Annotated in this window: 17 protein-coding genes and 1 tRNA gene; 7 read left to right on the top strand and 11 right to left on the bottom strand. The window is 38.8% G+C overall.

Features of this window, described 5'->3' with window-relative positions; genetic code table 11:
• Positions 1 to 2: 2 nt before the first annotated feature.
• From QAP06_RS06900 to fabD, 5 genes are all read right to left on the bottom strand, one after another.
• The gene (locus QAP06_RS06900) at positions 3 to 1,355 is read right to left on the bottom strand and encodes an FAD-dependent oxidoreductase (RefSeq protein ID WP_286465588.1); all 1,353 of its coding nucleotides are present in this window, start codon (positions 1,353 to 1,355) and stop codon (positions 3 to 5) included.
• Positions 1,356 to 1,408: 53 nt separating this feature from the next.
• The gene (locus QAP06_RS06895; RefSeq protein ID WP_286465587.1) at positions 1,409 to 2,782 is read right to left on the bottom strand and encodes an SH3 domain-containing C40 family peptidase; all 1,374 of its coding nucleotides are present in this window, start codon (positions 2,780 to 2,782) and stop codon (positions 1,409 to 1,411) included.
• Positions 2,783 to 2,801: 19 nt separating this feature from the next.
• Positions 2,802 to 4,820, bottom strand: a complete 2,019-nt coding sequence (gene rpoD, locus QAP06_RS06890) for an RNA polymerase sigma factor RpoD (protein ID WP_286465586.1) — start codon at positions 4,818 to 4,820, stop codon at positions 2,802 to 2,804.
• 195 nt (positions 4,821 to 5,015) lie between these two features.
• Entirely contained in the window at positions 5,016 to 5,711 is a 696-nt protein-coding gene (locus tag QAP06_RS06885; RefSeq protein WP_286465585.1) for a 5'-methylthioadenosine/adenosylhomocysteine nucleosidase, read from the bottom strand.
• A 10-nt stretch (positions 5,712 to 5,721) separates the two neighbouring features.
• Positions 5,722 to 6,651, bottom strand: coding sequence for an ACP S-malonyltransferase (fabD, locus tag QAP06_RS06880; protein WP_286465583.1), 930 nt, complete (start codon positions 6,649 to 6,651; stop codon positions 5,722 to 5,724).
• Positions 6,652 to 6,780: 129 nt separating this feature from the next.
• Between fabD and QAP06_RS06875 the strand changes: the two genes are divergently transcribed.
• From QAP06_RS06875 to QAP06_RS06865, 3 genes are all read left to right on the top strand, one after another.
• A tRNA-Ser gene (locus tag QAP06_RS06875) sits at positions 6,781 to 6,872 on the top strand.
• A 206-nt stretch (positions 6,873 to 7,078) separates the two neighbouring features.
• A complete protein-coding gene (locus tag QAP06_RS06870; RefSeq protein ID WP_286465582.1) occupies positions 7,079 to 7,912 on the top strand; it encodes a type II restriction endonuclease in 834 nt (277 codons plus the stop codon).
• Entirely contained in the window at positions 7,906 to 8,736 is an 831-nt protein-coding gene (locus tag QAP06_RS06865; RefSeq protein ID WP_286465581.1) for a DNA-methyltransferase, read from the top strand. The genes QAP06_RS06870 and QAP06_RS06865 overlap by 7 nt, the downstream gene beginning before the upstream one ends.
• Positions 8,737 to 8,756: 20 nt before the next feature.
• On the opposite strand, the gene futC1 is transcribed toward QAP06_RS06865, so the two are convergent.
• The 3 genes from futC1 to QAP06_RS06850 all read right to left on the bottom strand — a co-directional run bounded on the left by futC1 (position 8,757) and on the right by QAP06_RS06850 (position 10,287).
• Positions 8,757 to 9,197, bottom strand: coding sequence for an alpha-(1,2)-fucosyltransferase FutC1 (futC1, locus tag QAP06_RS06860; RefSeq protein WP_286465580.1), 441 nt, complete (start codon positions 9,195 to 9,197; stop codon positions 8,757 to 8,759).
• Positions 9,194 to 9,661 (bottom strand): O-fucosyltransferase family protein, encoded by a 468-nt coding sequence (locus QAP06_RS06855; protein WP_286465579.1) that lies wholly within the window; start codon positions 9,659 to 9,661, stop codon positions 9,194 to 9,196. The genes futC1 and QAP06_RS06855 overlap by 4 nt, the downstream gene beginning before the upstream one ends.
• A gap of 95 nt (positions 9,662 to 9,756) precedes the next feature.
• Positions 9,757 to 10,287 carry a hypothetical protein gene (locus tag QAP06_RS06850; protein ID WP_286465577.1) on the bottom strand — a complete coding sequence of 177 codons (531 nt, stop codon included), beginning with the start codon at positions 10,285 to 10,287 and terminating at the stop codon, positions 9,757 to 9,759.
• A 72-nt stretch (positions 10,288 to 10,359) separates the two neighbouring features.
• Between QAP06_RS06850 and QAP06_RS06845 the strand changes: the two genes are divergently transcribed.
• The gene (locus QAP06_RS06845) at positions 10,360 to 11,304 is read left to right on the top strand and encodes a D-2-hydroxyacid dehydrogenase (RefSeq protein WP_286465576.1); all 945 of its coding nucleotides are present in this window, start codon (positions 10,360 to 10,362) and stop codon (positions 11,302 to 11,304) included.
• A 361-nt stretch (positions 11,305 to 11,665) separates the two neighbouring features.
• Here QAP06_RS06845 and QAP06_RS06840 read toward each other — a convergent pair whose 3' ends face one another.
• Entirely contained in the window at positions 11,666 to 12,376 is a 711-nt protein-coding gene (locus QAP06_RS06840; RefSeq protein WP_286465575.1) for a hypothetical protein, read from the bottom strand.
• 105 nt (positions 12,377 to 12,481) lie between these two features.
• The gene (thrC, locus tag QAP06_RS06835; RefSeq protein ID WP_286465573.1) at positions 12,482 to 13,942 is read right to left on the bottom strand and encodes a threonine synthase; all 1,461 of its coding nucleotides are present in this window, start codon (positions 13,940 to 13,942) and stop codon (positions 12,482 to 12,484) included.
• 203 nt (positions 13,943 to 14,145) lie between these two features.
• On the opposite strand from thrC, the gene tlpA reads away from it, so the two are divergent.
• The 3 genes from tlpA (at position 14,146) to QAP06_RS06820 (ending at position 18,193) form a co-directional block, all read left to right on the top strand.
• Complete coding sequence (tlpA, locus tag QAP06_RS06830) at positions 14,146 to 16,173, top strand: methyl-accepting chemotaxis protein TlpA (protein ID WP_286465572.1); 2,028 nt, start codon at positions 14,146 to 14,148, stop codon at positions 16,171 to 16,173.
• Positions 16,173 to 17,279, top strand: a complete 1,107-nt coding sequence (locus tag QAP06_RS06825) for an epoxyqueuosine reductase QueH (RefSeq protein WP_286465571.1) — start codon at positions 16,173 to 16,175, stop codon at positions 17,277 to 17,279. The genes tlpA and QAP06_RS06825 overlap by 1 nt, the downstream gene beginning before the upstream one ends.
• A gap of 152 nt (positions 17,280 to 17,431) precedes the next feature.
• A complete protein-coding gene (locus tag QAP06_RS06820) occupies positions 17,432 to 18,193 on the top strand; it encodes an outer membrane beta-barrel protein (RefSeq protein ID WP_286465570.1) in 762 nt (253 codons plus the stop codon).
• Here the strand turns inward: QAP06_RS06820 and QAP06_RS06815 are convergent.
• Positions 18,176 to 18,955, bottom strand: a complete 780-nt coding sequence (locus tag QAP06_RS06815) for a glycosyltransferase family 2 protein (RefSeq protein WP_286465569.1) — start codon at positions 18,953 to 18,955, stop codon at positions 18,176 to 18,178. The genes QAP06_RS06820 and QAP06_RS06815 overlap by 18 nt on opposite strands.
• Between the last annotated feature and the right edge of the window lie 25 nt (positions 18,956 to 18,980).

The following is an 18,980-nucleotide window of genomic DNA, read 5'->3' as shown; positions in this document are numbered from 1 at the left end:
TTTTAATTTTCCAATTCTTCTGGGGATAAATCTTTGTAAAAGCGTTCTAATTCAAAGCTCTCGCCCAAATACGCAGCGATTTCTTGAGAATCCACAAGGGCGTTTTGCAAGCAACTCGTCGCACCTGGAGAAGGGGTCATGTTAAAAGTGATGCCTTTATGGGTGCAAATCTTTTTTTCGCCTAATTCTAACTTTTGCTTGGTTCTGTCTAGAACTTGCGGGCGCACTTCGCCAAAACCATGAGCGTATTCTAAATCTTCTAGGCTAAGAGAGGGGATGATTTTTTGAGCGTCTTTTAAAAACTTCCTTTTACCGATAATGGGCAATTCAAAAACCATGTTTTTAAACACATAATTACGGATTTCTTTATCGCTCATCAAATCAAACGCAATTTTAAACACATCTTTATTCAAATCCATTTTCAACAATTCCAAGCTAATGCCCTTGAGCCAACATTTGTTGCGCTCTAATTTAGGCATCGTTAAAGCCGTAGGCCCAATTCGTGTTTTTCCTTTAATGACAGCATCAGGGTCGCCATGCACGGCTGCAAAAGGGAGCTTGGGGTTTTGAACGGTATAAACCTTACCTCTTAATAAATCCGGCACAAAATAAAAGCTGCCCGCCACAGGCAAGCACCCTAAATCCAAGCCATAACCCATGCTCTGAGCCAAAGGCAAAGCGTAAGAGCCGGCATTGACCAGCACGAATTTAGCATACACTTCTTCAGCGTCTTCAGAAATGAGCGCGTAAGTGTCGTTGCGTTTTTCAATCTTTTTCACTTTGAAATTCAAAAACACCTGGTTGTTAGGCTTTAATTTTAGGGCTTCTTCAACGAAGTTTTCACTCAACTTCGCAAAATTCATGGTGCTCCAATCTTTTTGATACCCATGCCCGACAATATTTTCATGCCTGTCTATGCCATTAGCCCCTAAAATCACATTAGGCTCTAATTCTTTAATCTTTTGCTTGTCAAATTCCTCTAGCCCCACAAAGATTTCTTTAAAGGATTCATAGCGTTTTTTCATGAACTCGCATTCTTCATCGCCCACGCCTATAGCCATTTTCTGGGTTTCAAAAATCACTTCATTTTGCAAGCTTTTATTCAAAGCGTATTGCCTGGTTTTATAAGCGCTCAAGCGCACTTTTTTAGCTTTTTCGGGAGTGTAATTCGTTTCAATAGAGCCATCATGAATAGTTTGTGAATTAGCCTTAGCGCTGGAGCTGATTTGAGCTAATTTAGAGCATTTTTCCACGATAGCCACGCGTTTTAAAGAGCTGTATTCGCTCAAAGTATAAAAGGTCGCGCACCCTGAAACCCCACCTCCAATAATAACGGCATCAAATTCCATACTCATTGTCTTTCTCCAAATGTTTTAAATTGATAAATCGTAATCATAGTATAAGAAAATCAATTCGCATTCAAAGGGCTTGAAGTTTTATTGACGAAATCTTTCAAATCGCTCATTCCAAGCACCCTGTCAATCAATAATTTCTTTTTAGAAAACGCCCCGTTATGTTCTTCCGCTAACCATAATGAAGTGATCACCACGCCTCCTATTTTATGGCTCAAGGTTTTAAAATGCTTTTGGGTTTGCACCGACCAAATGCTGTGAGCGACTATCGCTTGATGGTTGTGTGCGCCTAAATAGAGCATGATATGCCCTTTTAAATAGATGAGCGTTCCAAAAGGCGTGGCGTTTTTAAGGATGTAGTCTTCTTTTTCTTTGGCTTTCATAGAGCTTAAATCCACATAATTGTTCGCGTAACGGCTTTGCGTGTAGGAATTTCTGGGGAGCAAAATACCAAAATTAGCGAAACTATCCCTAGTGAAAGCCGAGCAATCCCTGTTACCCAATAGCCCGCCCCAGCCGTATTTTTGCCCTAGCATGGTGTCTATAAAATACGCCATGTTCTCGCTGTTAAAAGCCTTAGGGAAAACAAAAAAATCCTTTTCTTCTAAGATCACGCTTTGTAAGATCGCATAGCCCTTAGCGTCCCTCAAAAAACCATAGGCTTTTAATTCCTTTTTTTGGGGTTTTTGAGGTGTTTTTTGGCTTTGGGGGATGAGAGCGAACAATTCGCCCACCCTGGCACTGGTGTAAAAATCCCCATAGTCTGTATAAAGGGGGATTTTATCTTTTATAGGCATGACATAATCTTTAAGATGAGTTAAAAGCTCTATGTCTTTATCATGCATGTAGGCTAAATCGCTGACTTTGATCCAACCATAAACAAAACTGCTTTGAATGTGGGCGTAAGTTTTATCCGTATTGAAATGCGTGATTAAAACCGGCGTGCCTTGAAAAATCAGCGAATTTTGATACCTGTCAAAAGGATAGCCTTTTGGAGAAAGATAAAAAGGTTTGTTAGTAGGCACAGCCCTAACATCGCTATCTCGCGTTACAACAGCCTTAATCTTAGCGCTCGGATAATGCTCAATATCCATGCTTTTAATGAGCTCATCATTGAAAGCTTTTGCGTTGGGTTTTAGATCTTCGCCATAACCGGTGGATTTATTCATCTCCTTAAGGATCCAAAACACTTCTTTTTTATTGCTTTTGACTTTCATGTCTAGCCATGGGGAATACCACGCTTTGAGATAGCTCTCTTTTAATTTTTCTCTTAACGCTTGGGGGTCAATGCTTTGGTTATTATGACTGCCATTTTGAGAGCTTGCAAGATAGCTTGAAGCCTCTTGGGGCAAGGATAAATCTTTGAGCGTGAAATCCTTTTTCATGCAACCCACAAACAAAAACAAGAAAACTACAAGAAAATAACGCATGCTTTAGAGAACCTTAATGTCAAATACGCAAATAGTTTCTTAAAATGCGCCCGTATTGCGGGCTTCTCAATTTTTTGATCGCAGAGCTTTCAATCTGGCGCACCCTTTCTCTAGTAACATTCAATTCCTTGCCGATTTCTTCTAAAGTTCGATCGCTTTCATCGTCTAAAAGCCCAAAACGCATGCGGATCACCGCTTTTTCTCGCTCATTCAACTGATCCAAAACGCTTTCAATTTGCGCTTTTAAATCTTCGCGCATGATGTGATCAATGGAGCTAACGATATTCTTATCTTCCACGAAATCCCCAAATTTGCCGTCATCATCATTGCCGACTGGGGTTTCCAAACTGATAGGCTCTTTAGTAACCTTAATCACATTCTTCACTCTATCTAACGAAAGCCCCACTTCTTCAGCCACCACTTCTAAATCAGGCTCTTTGCCGTTTTCTTGAATGTGTTTGCGCATGACTTTATTGATGCGATTAATCGTGTCAATCATGTGAATGGGGATGCGGATAGTGCGGGCTTGATCGGCTATGGCTCTGCTGATAGCTTGTTTGATCCACCAAGTCGCATAGGTAGAAAACTTGAAGCCCTTTTCATGCTCAAACTTATCTACCGCTTTCATCAAGCCAATATTGCCCTCTTGAATCAAATCCAAGAATGGCAAGCCTCTGCTCGTGAATCGTTTAGCGATGCTCACCACCAACCTTAAATTGGATTTAGCCATTTTGTTTTTAGCGCGATCGGAAATCAATTTCCCTCTTTTGATTTGCTCTAAAATTTCTTTTAGCTTGTTAGGGGCTAAATCAAAGCCTTCTTCGCTCGCTTCTTTAGTCAAAAAGAGTTTTTTGAGATCCATATACACGCTCACCATAGTCGCTTCTGGCACTTGAGCGATAATATCTTCTTTAGTCATGTTAGTGATATTGGCAAGGATCTTTTTATGGTTAGCGATGAGAGTGTCATTGAATAAGGGCAATTTGTATTCCAAGCGTTTCAACTCTTTTTCAAACCCATCGCCGCTTTTTAAAGTGGTCTCCATCGTTTTGACTAATTCATTAATCAGTTTGCTGGTAGGCTCTAAATCATAGAGTCTGTCTTTGAGCGTTTGGCGTTTGTAGGCCAGAGTCAATAAACGCACCAATTCGTCTTCTTTTTCATCTATGGGGGCTTCAAGGGCTTTAAGCCATTCTTTTTTAGCCTTGTCTAGGGCTTTAAAGCTTTCTTGAACCTTTTCTACGCGCTTCTTGTCTTTTTCGGAAACGACTTTTTTCCTTTCTTCGTTTTCTTCGTCTTCTTCGCTGTTATCGTCTTTTTTAGAATCGCTCACGCTATTTTCATCGTCATCATCAAAGCTCCTGAAAAGCTCTTTAACCCTTCTTTCACGATTGATTAAAGCGTCTTTATACGCATAGATAAAATCAATCAAATACGGCACCGAGCAAATCGCATCTAAAATAATGTCTTCGCCCAAGCGGATCTGCTTGCTCAATTCAATCTCTTCATCTTTGCTTAAAAGTTTTATATCCCCCATTTCTCGCAAATACATGCGCACCGGGCTATCGCTTCTGCTCCACTCTAAAAAATCCTTTTCTTTCAAAAAGTCATAGCCATCTTCTAATTCTTCATCTAAAACTTTTTGCTTTTCTTCAGTTTTTTTAATCTTGTCAATCGCATTGAGTTTTTTAGCGTATTCTGAAGAGCTGACCAATTTCTTTTGGTATTTTTGGTGCAATTCTTTGATTTTTTTGATTTGGGCCAGAGTGGGGACTTTCGCGCTGATTTGAATGATAGACTCATAAGAAACGCAATCGCTCAAGGAATTAGCGAACAATTCTTCTAACGCTTCATTGAAACTAAGCTTTTTAACAGGAACAGGTTCTTTCGCTTTAATTTCTTTGAATTTGCTTTCTTTGGCTTTATTGTTTTCTTTAGTTTTATTGCTCTCTTTGGCTTTATTTTCTTGTGCGGCTTCTGCTTTGGCTTCCTGTTTAGCTCTTTTGGGGGCTTTTTCTTCGTTAGCTTTCTTTTTCATTGGATACTCCATAAAATAAAGAACCCATGCTTTCAATCAAAAGCTAGGTCTATAAGATAAGATACACCTAATCCTTTGTTATTTTACTAAAAAATAGCTTAAATTCTAATTATAAAATGAGTTTAAAATAAAATTTAAAAACCTCCATTCTTTAAAAATAGGGTTTTAATGGTTGGCGTTTGGTAAAAACAAGCCCTAAAGCTTATCCACCATGCTTTTTAAAAATTTCGCTGAAGTTTGAGCGCTTTTTTCTAAAAACGCATCAAAGCTCATGTTGGCTTCCTCATCAGCGTTATCGCTAATGCTCCTTAGCACACAGCATGGCACGCCAAATTTTTGGCACACAAACGCCACGCTCGCTCCCTCCATTTCCACCGCGCTCGCTTTAAACTCGCTAACTAAAAACTCTTTCCTTTCTTTGCTATGCACAAACTGATCGCCTGATGCGATGACGCCTTCTTTGAGTGCGATATGTTGCTCATTAGCGACTTTTTTAGCCAAAGCGTTCAAGCTTTCGCTGGTTTCAATAAAAATTGCGCTTTCTGGAATAAACCCTAAAGGGTGGTTAAACGCGCTCAAATCCACATCATGTTGGACTAATTGAATAGCCACTAACAAATCATTGATTTTTAAGCCTTTAGTTAAGCTTCCAGCCACTCCGCTAAAAAGCACCTTTTGAACGCCAAACGCTAAAATCATGCTCGTTGTGGTTAGAGTGGAATGCACCTTGCCAATCTTGCTATAAGCGACAATGATTTCCTTGTTATGATAAACGCCTTTATGGAAAACATTCCCCCCTAAAGGGATCTCTTCAAAATCCACGCCAAACAATTCTAAAATAGGGGTTATTTCTTCTCTCATCGCCCCTAAAATGCCAATTTTTTGCACCATTTTCTCCCCATCACACGTATTCTTCTAAAAACTCAATCGCTTCATCAAGCCCTTTATTATCCCCCACGCTTATGGTAGGCTTGTTGCTCAATCGCTTGTTAAGCCCCTTTAACACACTCCCACAGCCTAATTCAAAAAAGGCATCCACTCGGTCATTATTGGATTTCACGCAGTCTTGATAACGCACCGGCTGAGTGAGTTGCAAGCTCAATAATTCAACGGCTTTGGCTTTGTTGTGATACGCTTCGTTAGTCGCATTGGAGATGATTTCAAAATGGAATTTATCTTTCAGGCTTTTTTCTAGCAATTCCTGGAATTTAAAAGTCATAGGCTCTAAAAAAGGGCAATGGCTCGCCACGCTCATTTCTAAAAAAACCACTCTTTTAGCCCCCATTTCCTTTAAAGTCGGCTCTAGGGCTTTCAAATCGTCTTTAATCCCGGCTAAAACCACTTGCATGCCGCCATTGAAATTCGCGCACCACACATTTTTGGTCCTTTGACACAAACTCAAAAGGCTTTCTTCAGAAACGCCCAAAACGACCATCATGGAAGCGTCTTTATTCGCGCACGCTTCTTGCATCATTTTGCCTCTTTGGTGTGTGAGTTTAAGGGCTTTTTCAAAATCTAGCGCCCCGCTCAAAGACACCGCGCTCACTTCGCCGAGCGAATGCCCTAAAGCAAAAACGGGTTTTAACCCCCCATTGACTTGCTTGTTGAGTAATTGGTAAGCGATATAGCTCACTAAATAAATGGCAGGCTGGGTGTAAGCGCTCTCTTTTAAAAGCTCATTTTCTTCAAAAAGCGTTTTTTTCATATCCACTTTAAGCGCACTAGAAGCCCTTTCAAACAATTCTTTAGCTAGGGTGTGGCTCTCATAGAATGATTTTCCCATTCCTATACATTGCGAGCCTTGCCCTGGAAATAATAGCGCGTATTGCATGGTGTTATCCTTTAAATTTTATTAATCCATAATTTAAAATTGTAATATAAAAGCCCTTAGTTTTGTTTAGAAACCATTAAAGTTTAAGCTTTATTTTAACTTATTTTTACTATAATTCTACTTTTTGAAGGACAGGTGGGTGAGTTGGCTGAAACCACATCCCTGCTAAGGATGCGTAGCCGTCAAGGTTACCGAGGGTTCGAATCCCTCCCTGTCCGCCAGCCTTTTTGCCTTTAAAAACTTTTTGTTTAGAATGTATTAACGAGACACCATAGTTTCTAAGCATTCCTTTTACGACACTCCTTTTACAGATTTTACAAATACAAATTTTAGGTTGGGTGAAGAGAGACACCCAGCCTAAACCCTATAAGGGTTGTATAAAGCGCAAAAAATATATAATAAAGAAAAACATTAAAGCGGAGCAAAAATGAAAAACCATCTGCTCTTTGATACTTTTTTAAAAAGCCTTAAGACAAGCAATAGGACTTTAGGCTTTTTTACCGATTGGCAAAAGTGTCTCAAAAATAAAAATGGAATAAGCATCGCTTTAAACCACTTGAATTTTTTACTTGGGAAAGATACAAAAGAATTTAAAAGTTGCGTTAAGAGTCTTTTTAAAGAATACCCCAAAGCTTTTAATGTTTTAAATATTCTCATTGCTGTGAGAGATAAAAATGATATAGCGCTTGATGCTAATGGCAATTTTTACCCCTTATATTCTTATTTTGAAGATGATGAAAAAGTCTATGAATTTATTCGTCAAACGGGGTTGGAGCAAATTTTTTGTAACCGAAATATTAAAGATTTAAATGATTTTGTTTTTGGTATAGAAGTGGGGCTTGATAGCAATGCAAGAAAAAATCGCAGCGGAAAAGTTATGGAAAATCATCTTAGCGGTCTTTTTTTTCAAGCTCAATTAAATTTTAAAGAACAAGTAGATATTAGAGAATTTGAGGATTTATGCCAAGCTTTTGGAAATGATATTAAAAAATTTGATTTTGTTGTTTGTGGTAAAGATCAAACTTATTTTATAGAAGCTAATTTTTATACTATTAGTGGGAGTAAGCTTAATAAAGTCGCAAGATCCTATCAAGACTTAGCTTTAAAATTTGAAGCATTCCCCAATTACGAATTTATTTGGATAACCGATGGCATAGGTTGGCTAGACGCTAAAAACAAACTTCAAGAAGCTTACAAATCTGTGGAGATCTACAATTTGAGCAATGTGGGTGATTTTATATCAAAGGCGCAAAAATGCTAATCGCGCATTCTAATGAAATCGCACGCCCCATTTTTAAAAGCCAAGACCAGCTTTTCACCATTTATCAAGGGGATTGCAATGAGGTTTTGCCCCAATTTGAAAATGCTTTTGATTTGATTTTTGCCGATCCGCCTTATTTCCTTTCTAATGACGGCTTAAGCATACAGAGCGGTAAAATCGTGAGCGTCAATAAAGGCGATTGGGATAAAGAAGACGGGATTAATGGTATTGATGAGTTTAATTACCAGTGGATAAACAACGCCAAAAAGGCTTTAAAAAACACAGGAAGCCTTTTAATCAGCGGGACTTACCACAACATCTTTTCTTTAGGGCGTGTTTTACAAAAATTGGATTTTAAGATTTTAAACCTCATCACTTGGCAAAAAACCAACCCTCCTCCCAATTTCAGCTGCCGTTATTTGACACATTCAGCTGAGCAAATCATTTGGGCGAGAAAAAGCCGCAAGCATAAGCATGTTTTTAACTATGAGGTTTTAAAAAAGATCAATAACGATAAACAAATGCGCGATGTGTGGAGCTTCCCAGCGATCGCTCCTTGGGAAAAAGCAAATGGCAAGCACCCCACTCAAAAACCCCTCGCTTTATTAGTGCGCTTGCTTTTAATGGCGAGCGATGAAAATTCTCTCATTGGCGATCCTTTTAGCGGGAGCTCTACCACAGGCATTGCGGCTAATCTTTTGAAGAGGCAATTTATCGGCATAGAAAAAGAAAGCGAGTTTGTCAAAATATCAATGGACAGGAAATTAGAATTAGACGCTCGCTTTAAGGAAATCCGATCTAAAATCAAAGATTTAAATCTCTAATAAGCCTTTTTTAAGCCGCTTTAAGCGTTATATTTTTGGGATTTTATCTCAAAATGGGATTCTATTTTCACCCATTCCTTACAAAGGATATTTTCATGCCCAAAAAGCCAGTGTTTGGGGCCAATAATGATTTTTTCCGGATTTTTTATCAAATAAGCCGCCCACCAGCTATAAGTGCTATTAGCGATAATGCCATGCTGACAAGATTGCATGAGCAGCATGTCCCAATACGCCTCTTCTTCTTTATCCCTAGTGGTCATGTCTGTAAAAGGGTAGCCCAGATCAAGGTTTTGCGTGAATTTTAAGTCTTCGCAAAACACAAAAAGCTCCATGTTTGGCACGCGCTTTGCCATATACTCAAGCGCCTTTTTTTGATAGTCAATACCAAGCTGACAGCCAATCCCTACATAATCCCCTCTTCTTATATGCACAAACACGCTGTTTTTAGCGGCTAAAATCAAAGAAAGCTTGCGGTGGTATTCTTCCTCTTTTTTTTTATTATTCTTATTATTTTCGGGGGGGGGGGGGGTAGGGTGAAGGTTTGCTTGATTAAAGGGGATATAGCATCAAAATATCGTGGATCTTGGAAGTAACCATAAAAATAAGTCAAGCGGCTTGGCTTTAATAATTTAGGCTCGTATTCAAAAACGATTTCTTGACTCACCCTATCAAACCCCATGCATTTGAGCGCCTCTCTTGCTAGCTTGGGGAGGTGTTGCATTTTAGCTATAGCGATTTCTTTTTCACTCGCATAGGGCAAATCAATAGGGAAAAGCTCTAATTGCATTTTCCTATTACTCCAATCAAAAGAAGTAATATCTAACAGCACAGGCGTATTAAGGTGTTTTTGCAAACTTTTAGCGAAAGCGTATTGAAACATTTGATTCCCAAGCCCCCCGCAAATTTGCACCACCTTAAAAGCCATTCAATCCCTTTATATTTTCAAATAAAACGCTCATTTTAGCTCATTTTAAAGCCCTTTTTCAATAAAAACCTAAAAAGTGGGGTAACGCTTTCAAATCATTTGAATTTTTTATTTGAAAAAGACGCGTATGAGGGTTCTAGCAAGCGTTCTTGATATTCTAAAAGAATCCTGTCTTCGCTATTGAGCGAGTAGGCTTCATCGTATTTGCGCTTGATGATGCCCTTTAAAATGGTGTGCTGGACTTGGTATTTATCTTCTTTAAGCATTTCATCCACTAAAGCGTAAAGCTGAATGTCTTGAATGAGTAAATCTGAAATTTTAACGCTCTCTTTATCAAGCAATTCTTCATTAGCGCAATATTCATTCACTAAAATAAGCACTCGGTTATACACATCCGATGCGATTTTAGCGTTTAGGGTTCTATAAATGTAGTCTTTGATTTTTTTGAGTTGCTCTTCTAAATCTTCACTAGCCTTGCTCGCTAAAGCTAAAATGCTTAAAATTTGAACCAGCGTCATCATTTTATGGCTTAAAGAGCGGGTGCGCCATTTAATGAGAAGACGCATGAAATAAGACATTTTGATAGAAAGGCTACAGGGGAGGGTGTTTTTCTTGGGTTTTGGCATGCTTAGTTTCTTTTAAAAAAGGATTTTATGGTTTAATTATATAACTTTAAAACTAAATCTAGGAGTAAAGAGATGCAAACATTCAAAAAAGGCGTGGTCTTAGACGCTAAAAGCGTGGGGTTAAAAGCGCTAGAAGTTTTAAAAGAAGTGGCGGATTTTGATTTTTATGAGATCACTTCGCCTAATCAAGTGGTTGAGCGTTGCAAAGACGCTGAGATTGTAGTATTGAATAAAGTCGTTATCACTCAAGAAATTTTAAGCCAATTGCCTAAACTCAAACTCATTTGCATCACCGCTACAGGCACGGACAATGTGGATATAAAAAGTGCGAAAGCTTTAGGCATAGAAGTCAAAAATGTGAGCGCCTATTCTACAGAATCCGTAGCCCAGCACACTTTAGCGTGCGCGTTGTCTTTATTGGGGAGGATTAATGATTACGATCATTATTGCAAAAGCGGGGAGTATAGTCAAAGCGATATTTTTACGCACATTAGCGATATTAAAATGGGGCTTATTAAAGGGGGTCAATGGGGGGTTATTGGTTTAGGCAATATCGGTAAAAGAGTCGCCAAGCTCGCTCAAGCTTTCGGGGCAAAGGTGGTGTATTTTTCCCCTAAAGATAAAAAAGAAGAATATGAGCGCTTGAGTTTAAAAGATCTGCTCACAACAAGCGATATTATCAGCATTCATGCCCCTTTAAATGAAAGCACGCGCGATTTAATCGCTCTAAAAGAATTGCAAAGCCTAAAAGATGGGGCGATTTTAATCAATGTGGGGCGTGGGGGCATTGTGAATGAAAAGGATCTGGCTGGAATTTTAGAAACCAAAGATTTGTATTACGGGAGCGATGTGTTTGTGAAAGAGCCTTTTGAAAAAGATCATGCGTTTTTGAACCCAAAAATCCAAAATAAATTGCTTTTAACCCCCCATATCGCATGGGCGTATAGCGACAGCTTGAAAACCTTAGTGGAAAAAACCAAAGAAAATATCCAGGATTTTTTAGCTTCTCAAAAATAAACGCAAAAAAAGGGGGTTTAATTGTTGGGCTTTTCTCCCCGCTTTTCTCCCCTTTTGCCATAAAGTGAAACCCGCCCCTTTCTAAAGAAAGAAACTTCCTAACTAAAGCATTGAACGCTAACACGAAAGGCTCTTTATAGTCTGCATGGATATTTCCTACCCCAAAAAGACTAGGGGGATTTTAACCTCTTTTAGCTTGAATATAGCCTAACGGCTATGCACTCTTGCGCCCTAAAGGACAGAGTTTTTTCGCACTAGTGGGATAAAATCTAAACAATGGAGTAAGGTTTAATCGTTTTTAGCCCAATTAAGAAAAAACCTTTAGGTGGGTTAGCCCAAAGGCTTTTATTAAAGAGAACGATTACATCTTAGAAATATCAATTTTAAAGGTGTGGATTTCATCTTCTAAAAAGACTTTAACCACCACCACACCCGGGGTTTTAAGGTTTTTGGTATCCACTACCACAAACCCTCCCTTAGCCTTACCTTCAACATTAAGGGTGTTTTTCTTAAGGTAATTGATCGCTAGGATTTTTAAAGCTTGGCGGCTTTCTTGCATGATTTCTTGCTCTTCCACATCATCCACCATCATCATGCCAAAGCCTGGCCCATACAGACCCATTCCCCCATACATCATGGCATAAGCTAAAAATCCCCCTTGCCCGTAATAAAACATAGGCGGGGTGATCATATTGACATTATCAATAGGGGTGGTCGGCACGGCAATATTAAAACTTTGTAAAATACTCTCAAAATCAAAACTGGATTTCATCACCTGTCTCAAGCTTAAGACCGGTAAATTCGTTTGGTTGATAGACACTGAAATGGCTTTACGGCCAAACACCACAGGATTTCCCTCTAAAACTTGTGCCGCTACATACAGCACTAAAGGGGATTCGCTCAAGCCTTTTAATTTGCTTTGAGCGATTTCTAGCTGGACTTTAGATTTGGCTTGCGTGGAAGTCATCACTTGAATCCCATTGTTATAGGATGTAACATGTTCAGGCGTGATCTTATAGCTCGCACAAGCGCTCATCAGTAAGGCTATCGCTACTAAAATGATTTTTTTCATTCAAACTCCTTTCATTCAAAGTTTAATCTTCGTTTAGAATTTCCTTATTATAGTGTAGTTTGACTTAAAATTAAGATTTTATTAAAAGCAAGAGCTTAAAAAGATTTAATGTAGGCTTTCTAGCCACAAAAGGATAGAAGATTTGATCTCATTGAGTTTTAAAACTTCTTGGTGCTTGATTCCTTTCTCAAATAAATCATCAAGGCGCTGGCTATCTGGGGTATTGTAGCTGTTTTTAAGCGTTTCTAGGGCGGTTTTGTCGTTATCGTTTTCCTTTTGCTCGTTTAGGGCTAAAAGGGTGGTTCTAGGGAATTTTTCATAAGAGGCGGTGGCAGAAACAAGGGTTTTTTCATTGGTTTTCAAGCTGGCGTTTAAAGCGGTGGCGGTGTGGGGGTCAATCAGGTATTGGTGCTCTGCATAAACTTCTTGGATTGTTTTCAAACAGGCTTCATCTGAGCAGCTCGCGCAAGAAAAATACTCCTGTAAAAGGGCTAATTCTTTAGGCTTTAGTGCATAAAACTTCTCTTCTTCTAAAGCTTGCATCAATTCTAGCGTGCGTTCAAACCCAAAGAGATCAAAAAGCGCCCTTTCCACATTAGAGCTTTTTAAAATATCCATAGCCGGCGAGTAAGTTTGCTTTAAAGAACGATGGGTTAAATCGTAACGCCCTGTTTCTATAAACTCCCTTAAAACATCATTGCTGTTGGTTACAACTTTGATTTTAGCAATATTCAAGCCCATTTTTTTGGCATAAAACGCTCCTAAAGCGTTCCCAAAATTACCGCTAGGTATGGCTAGGGTGATTTTTTCTTTAGAATTGATCGCGCCTTTTTTATACAATTCTAAAAAGCCCCAAATATGATAGACGATTTGAAAAGCGATGCGCCCAAAATTCACGGAATTAGCCACGCTTAATTTTAATTGGCGCGCTTTTAAAGCGCCGTTAAAATCATCGTCTTTTAAAAGGTTTTTGAGTGCGTTTTGCGCATCATCAAAATCCCCACTGATCCCAAAGACCTTTAAATTGCTAGCGCTTTGGGTAACCATTTGGAGTTTTTGGACTAAACTTGTGCCGTCTTTGGGGTATAAACACACCACAAAAACATTAGGCATGCCCGCCAAACTTTCTAAAGTCGCAGGGCCGGTATCGCCGCTTGTAGAAACGAGCATTAAATACTTTTCATTTTTTCCTACCGCTAGATTAGAAAACAAGCTCGCTAAAGGCTGCAACGCCATGTCTTTAAACGCCAAACTAGGCCCATGGTAGAGCTCTTGGACAAAAAGCCTTTCATTGAGCGCAAAAATGGGGGCCGGGTTTTTAGGGTTATCAAAATTTTCATAGCGTTTTAAAGCGCTTGTCAATAAACCCTTAGGAATCTCTAAACCCAACCGCTCAAACACGCATTCTACCAGCTCGTTATAGCTCAGATTCAAACAATCCTGCCATTCTAGCGTTTCAAAACGCTCTAAAGTGTAAAGCCCGCCTTTTGGGGCGTTGGGGTTTAATATTGCTTCAATAAAATCAATCTTTTTTTCTTTCAAAGAGCGCGTGGGGACAAAAGGCATGATGATTCCTTATTTATATTGGGATAATTTCAAGTCGTAGCATACCCTAAAAGAGCGAATGCAACCTTAAATGGTTTTTTAATGAGAACGATTGATCGCCTTTTTTAATTCAGTTTAATTTTGGATCTATGCTTATAATACTATAATGCGGTTTAAAATTTTGCCGCAAATGGGCAAAAAATCCATCATAGTGAGGTTATTTTATGTCTAAAGGTTTGAGTATCGGTAATAAAATCATATTGTGCGTGGCGTTGATTGTGATCGTGTGCGTGAGCATTTTAGGGGTGTCCTTGAACAGCAGGGTGAAAGAGATTTTAAAAGAAAGCGCTCTGCATTCTATGCAAGATAGTTTACATTTCAAGGTTAAGGAAGTGCAAGGGGTTCTTGAAAACACTTATACGAGCATGGGCATTGTCAAAGAAATGCTCCCTAAAGACACCAAAAGAGAAATCAAAATCCACTTGTTAAAAAACTTCATTCTAGCCAATTCGCATGTCGCTGGGGCGAGCGTGTTTTTTAAAGACAGAGAAGATTTAAGATTAACGCTTTTAAGGGATAACGATACGATTAAGCTAATGGAAAACCCGTCATTAGGGAATAACCCTTTAGCACAAAAAGCGATGAAAAATAAAGAAATTTCTAAAAGCTTGCCTTATTATAGGAAAATGCCTAACGGGGCGGAAGTTTATGGGGTTGATATTCTTTTACCTTTATTGAACGGAAACGCTCAAGAGGCTATAGGGGCTTTGATGGTTTTTATTTCCATTGACAGCTTCAGTAATGAAATCACTAAAAACAGGAGCGATTTGTTTTTAATTGGCGTTAAAGGTAAAATGCTTTTGAGCGCGAATAAGAGTTTGCAAGACAAATCTATCGCCGAAATTTATAAGAGCGTGCCTAAAGCCACTAATGAAGTGATGGCTATTTTAGAAAACGGCTCTAAAGCGACTTTAGAATACCTAGATCCCTTTAGCCATAAGGAAAACTTTTTAGCCGTTGAAACCTTTAAAATGCTAGGCAAAACAGAAAGTAAAGACAATCTCAATTGGATGATCGCTTTAATCATTGAAAAAGACAAGGTCTATGAGCAAGTCGGCTCGGTGCGTTTTGTGGTGATCATAGCGAGTGCGATCATGGTGTTAGCCTTGATTATAGCGATCACTCTCTTAATGCGAGCGATCGTGAGCAGTCGTTTGGAAGTCGTTTCTAGCACCTTGTCTCATTTCTTTAAATTATTGAACAATCAAACCCATTCTAGCGATATTAAATTGATTGAAGCGAAATCCAATGACGAATTAGGGTGCATGCAAACAGCGATCAATAAAAATATCTTGCAAACCCAAAAAACCATGCAAGAAGACAAGCAAGCCGTTCAAGACACCATTAAAGTGGTTTCAGATGTGAAAAAAGGGAATTTTGCGGTGCGCATCACAGCTGATCCCGCAAGCCCTGATTTGAAAGAATTGAGGGACGCGCTAAACGGGATCATGGATTATTTGCAAGAAAGCGTAGGGACTCACATGCCAAGCATTTTCAAAATCTTTGAAAGCTATTCTAGTTTGGATTTTAGAGGCCGGATCCAAAACGCTTCGGGTAGGGTGGAATTGGTTACTAACGCTTTAGGGCAAGAAATCCAAAAAATGCTAGAAACTTCGTCTAATTTTGCCAAAGATTTAGCGAACGATAGCGCGAATTTAAAAGAATGCGTGCAAAATTTAGAAAAGGCTTCAAACTCCCAACACAAAAGCTTGATGGAAACTTCTAAAACGATAGAAAATATCACCACTTCCATTCAAGGCGTGAGCTCTCAAAGTGAAGCCATGATCGAGCAAGGGCAAGACATTAAAAGCATTGTGGAAATCATTAGAGATATTGCCGATCAAACCAATCTTTTAGCCCTAAACGCTGCTATTGAAGCCGCACGAGCCGGCGAGCATGGCAGAGGCTTTGCGGTGGTGGCTGATGAAGTGAGGAAGCTCGCTGAAAGGACGCAAAAATCGCTCAGCGAGATTGAAGCCAATATCAATATCCTCGTTCAAAGCATTTCAGACACGAGCGAAAGCATTAAAAACCAGGTTAAAGAAGTGGAAGAAATCAACGCTTCTATTGAAGCCTTAAGATCGGTTACTGAGGGCAATCTAAAAATCGCTAGCGATTCTTTAGAAATCAGTCAAGAAATTGACAAAGTCTCTAACGATATTTTAGAAGATGTGAATAAAAAGCAGTTTTAATGCTCATTCATATTTGTTGCTCAGTGGATAACCTCTATTTTTTAAAAAAGGCTAAAGAGGCTTTTGCGGGTGAAAAAATTGTAGGGTTTTTTTATAACCCCAATATCCACCCTTATAGCGAATATCTGTTGCGTTTAGAAGATGTGAAACGCACTTGCGAGATGCTAGGAATTGAATTGCTTGAGGGCGATTATGAATTAGAAAAATTTTTAGATAAAGCTAAGGGTAAGGAATTGTTAGGGGAAAAAAGCGAGCGCTGTTTTGAGTGCTTTGACTTACGCTTAGAAGCGAGCGCGTTGAAAGCCTTTGAATTAGGGGAAGAAAAATTCACCACCACCTTACTCACAAGCCCTAAAAAAGACCCTAACCAGCTCATCGCTAAGGGACAACACATCGCGCAAAGGCACAATTTGGAATTTGTTGTGTTTAGAAACGATAATTTTGAACATTTTAAGAGCGAGTTGGATTTAAACTTGCAAGCTTTAGCGAGAGAAAACGAGCTTTATCGGCAAAATTATTGCGGTTGCCAATTCGCTTTAAAAATCCAAAAAGAGTCCCAAAACAGAAGCCCCTTTGAGCTTTACTCGCCTTTAAAACGCCAGATTTTACCCGCAAGCGTTGAAGAAAGAACGCAAGTTTTTAGAGAACTAGACGCAGCTAAAAAGGATGCTAATAAGCCTTCTTTAGCCCAAAAAACGATCGCAACTTACCGCTTATTGAATGGGGGCGTGTGGCTTTCTAAAAATTCAAACCCCCTGAATTGTTATATTCTAGCGCGCTCTAAAAGTAAGGCTAGAGTAAGGATTAACGATTTAAGGTGGGTTTTTTCCCAGCGTTTAAACGCGCTAGTGGGTTATAGCCAAAGAGATGAAACCTTGTTTTTAACTTTAGAAGGCCTTAATACTCTTATGGCAAAAAACTACGAAAATTTAAAAGAGTTAAACCTTAACCCTTTAAATTATGAAGAAGAGTTGTTTTTAAGGGCGTTAGTGAGCGGGAGCGAGAGCATAAACCCTATTATCGTGCTAGAAGAACGCATAGAAAAAACCCTTTTTGTGGAAATTAAAAGCATTTTTCAAGAAGAAAAGGTGTTTTATTTGCTCTAAGCTAAACTTTAATTGAGCGGTGAAATCTCAATAGATTGTATTTTAAAATATAGTGTTGTGTGCGGGTGGGGGTTATAGTAAAAACATACAAGTAATTTAAAATCAATTTAAGATAATTAGGCACAATAGCCGTAAAAAGTTTAAGGCTGTATTTGAAAACTCTATTTAGTATTTATCTCTTTTTATTGTTGAATCCACTCTTTTTAGAAGCTAAAGAAATCACTTGGTCTCAATTCTTAGAGAATTTTAAAAACAAGAATGAAGACGACAAACCTAAACCCCTAACCCTTGATAAAAACAATGAAAAACAGAAAGTTCTAGACAAAAACCAAGAAATCTTAAAAAGGGCTTTAGAAAAAAGCCTTAAATTTTTCTTTATTTTTGGATACAACTATTCGCAAGCCGCTTATTCAACCACTAACCAAAACCTGACTCTTACGGCGAATAGCATAGGGTTTAATACCGCTACGGGCTTGGAGCATTTTTTAAGAAACCACCCTAAAGTCGGTTTTAGAATCTTTAGCGTCTATAACTATTCCCATTCCGTTTCGCTCTCTCAGCCTCAAATCCTAATGGTGCAAAATTATGGGGGTGCGTTAGATTTTTCTTGGATTTTTGTGGATAAAAAAACCTATCGTTTTAGGAGTTATTTAGGAATCGCTTTAGAGCAAGGGGTGTTATTGGTGGATACGATTAAATCCGGCGCTATCACAACCATCATCCCAAGAACCAAGAAAACCTTTTTTCAAGCCCCCTTTCGCTTTGGTTTTATCGTGGATTTTATCGGCTATTTGTCCTTGCAATTAGGGATTGAAATACCCTTAGTGAGGAATGTTTTTTACACCTACAACAACCATCAAGAAAGATTCAAACCACGATTTAACGCTAATCTTTCTTTAATCGTTTCGTTTTAATCCCCCTTTTCCCCTTTTAAATAAGCCCATGATTTTCCTAGGGTATTTTAAAAACATGGAAAAAACATTCGCTTGAATGCCGTTTTCTTTACATGCTCTTATGTTTTCTTTATTTCTTAATAAAAGGCTTTTAAACCCATTTGCGCTAGCCCCCCCGGTGCGCATCACCACTAACACTTCTTTCAAGTAAGAAAAGCTTATTTTTTGCACCACAAACAAGCGGATGATCATCTCAAAATCCGCTGAAATCTTATAATCGGTTTTGTATAGCCCGTAGCGTTCATAAATGGCTTTTTTGACAAAGAGCGTGGGGTGGGCTGGCACCACGCCATAAAGCAAGGTTTTAGGGTTAAACTCCCCGCTTTCATAATAACGGACCACTTTTTCTAAACGATCCGGTTTGACAAACACCAGATCCGCATACACGCTATCGCAATTTTTCTTTTCAAACTCGTGCACCACTTTTTCTACCACAAACTCATCTTTGTAAAAATCATCGCTATTCAATAAAGCGATAATATCCCCACTAGAACGCTTTATGCCTTTATTCATAGCGTCATAAATGCCCTCATCTTTTTCACTTATTGCGCAAGCGATTTTATCTCTGTATTTTTGAATGATTTCTAAAGTGCTATCCGTGCTAGATCCGTCTATAATGATGTATTCAATGTTTTTATAAGTTTGATGAAGCACGGAAAGAATGGTGTCTTCAATGGTTTTTTCGCTGTTAAAACACGCTGTGATCACAGAAACTTTTAACAATCCAACCCTTTTTTGATAAACTCCC

The sequence above is a fragment of the Helicobacter pylori genome (assembly GCF_030323545.1).
In the GTDB taxonomy this organism is placed as follows: domain Bacteria; phylum Campylobacterota; class Campylobacteria; order Campylobacterales; family Helicobacteraceae; genus Helicobacter; species Helicobacter pylori_CO.
Note: the sequence above shows the minus strand (reverse complement) of the source record. Positions and strands in the feature narration are given on the sequence as shown.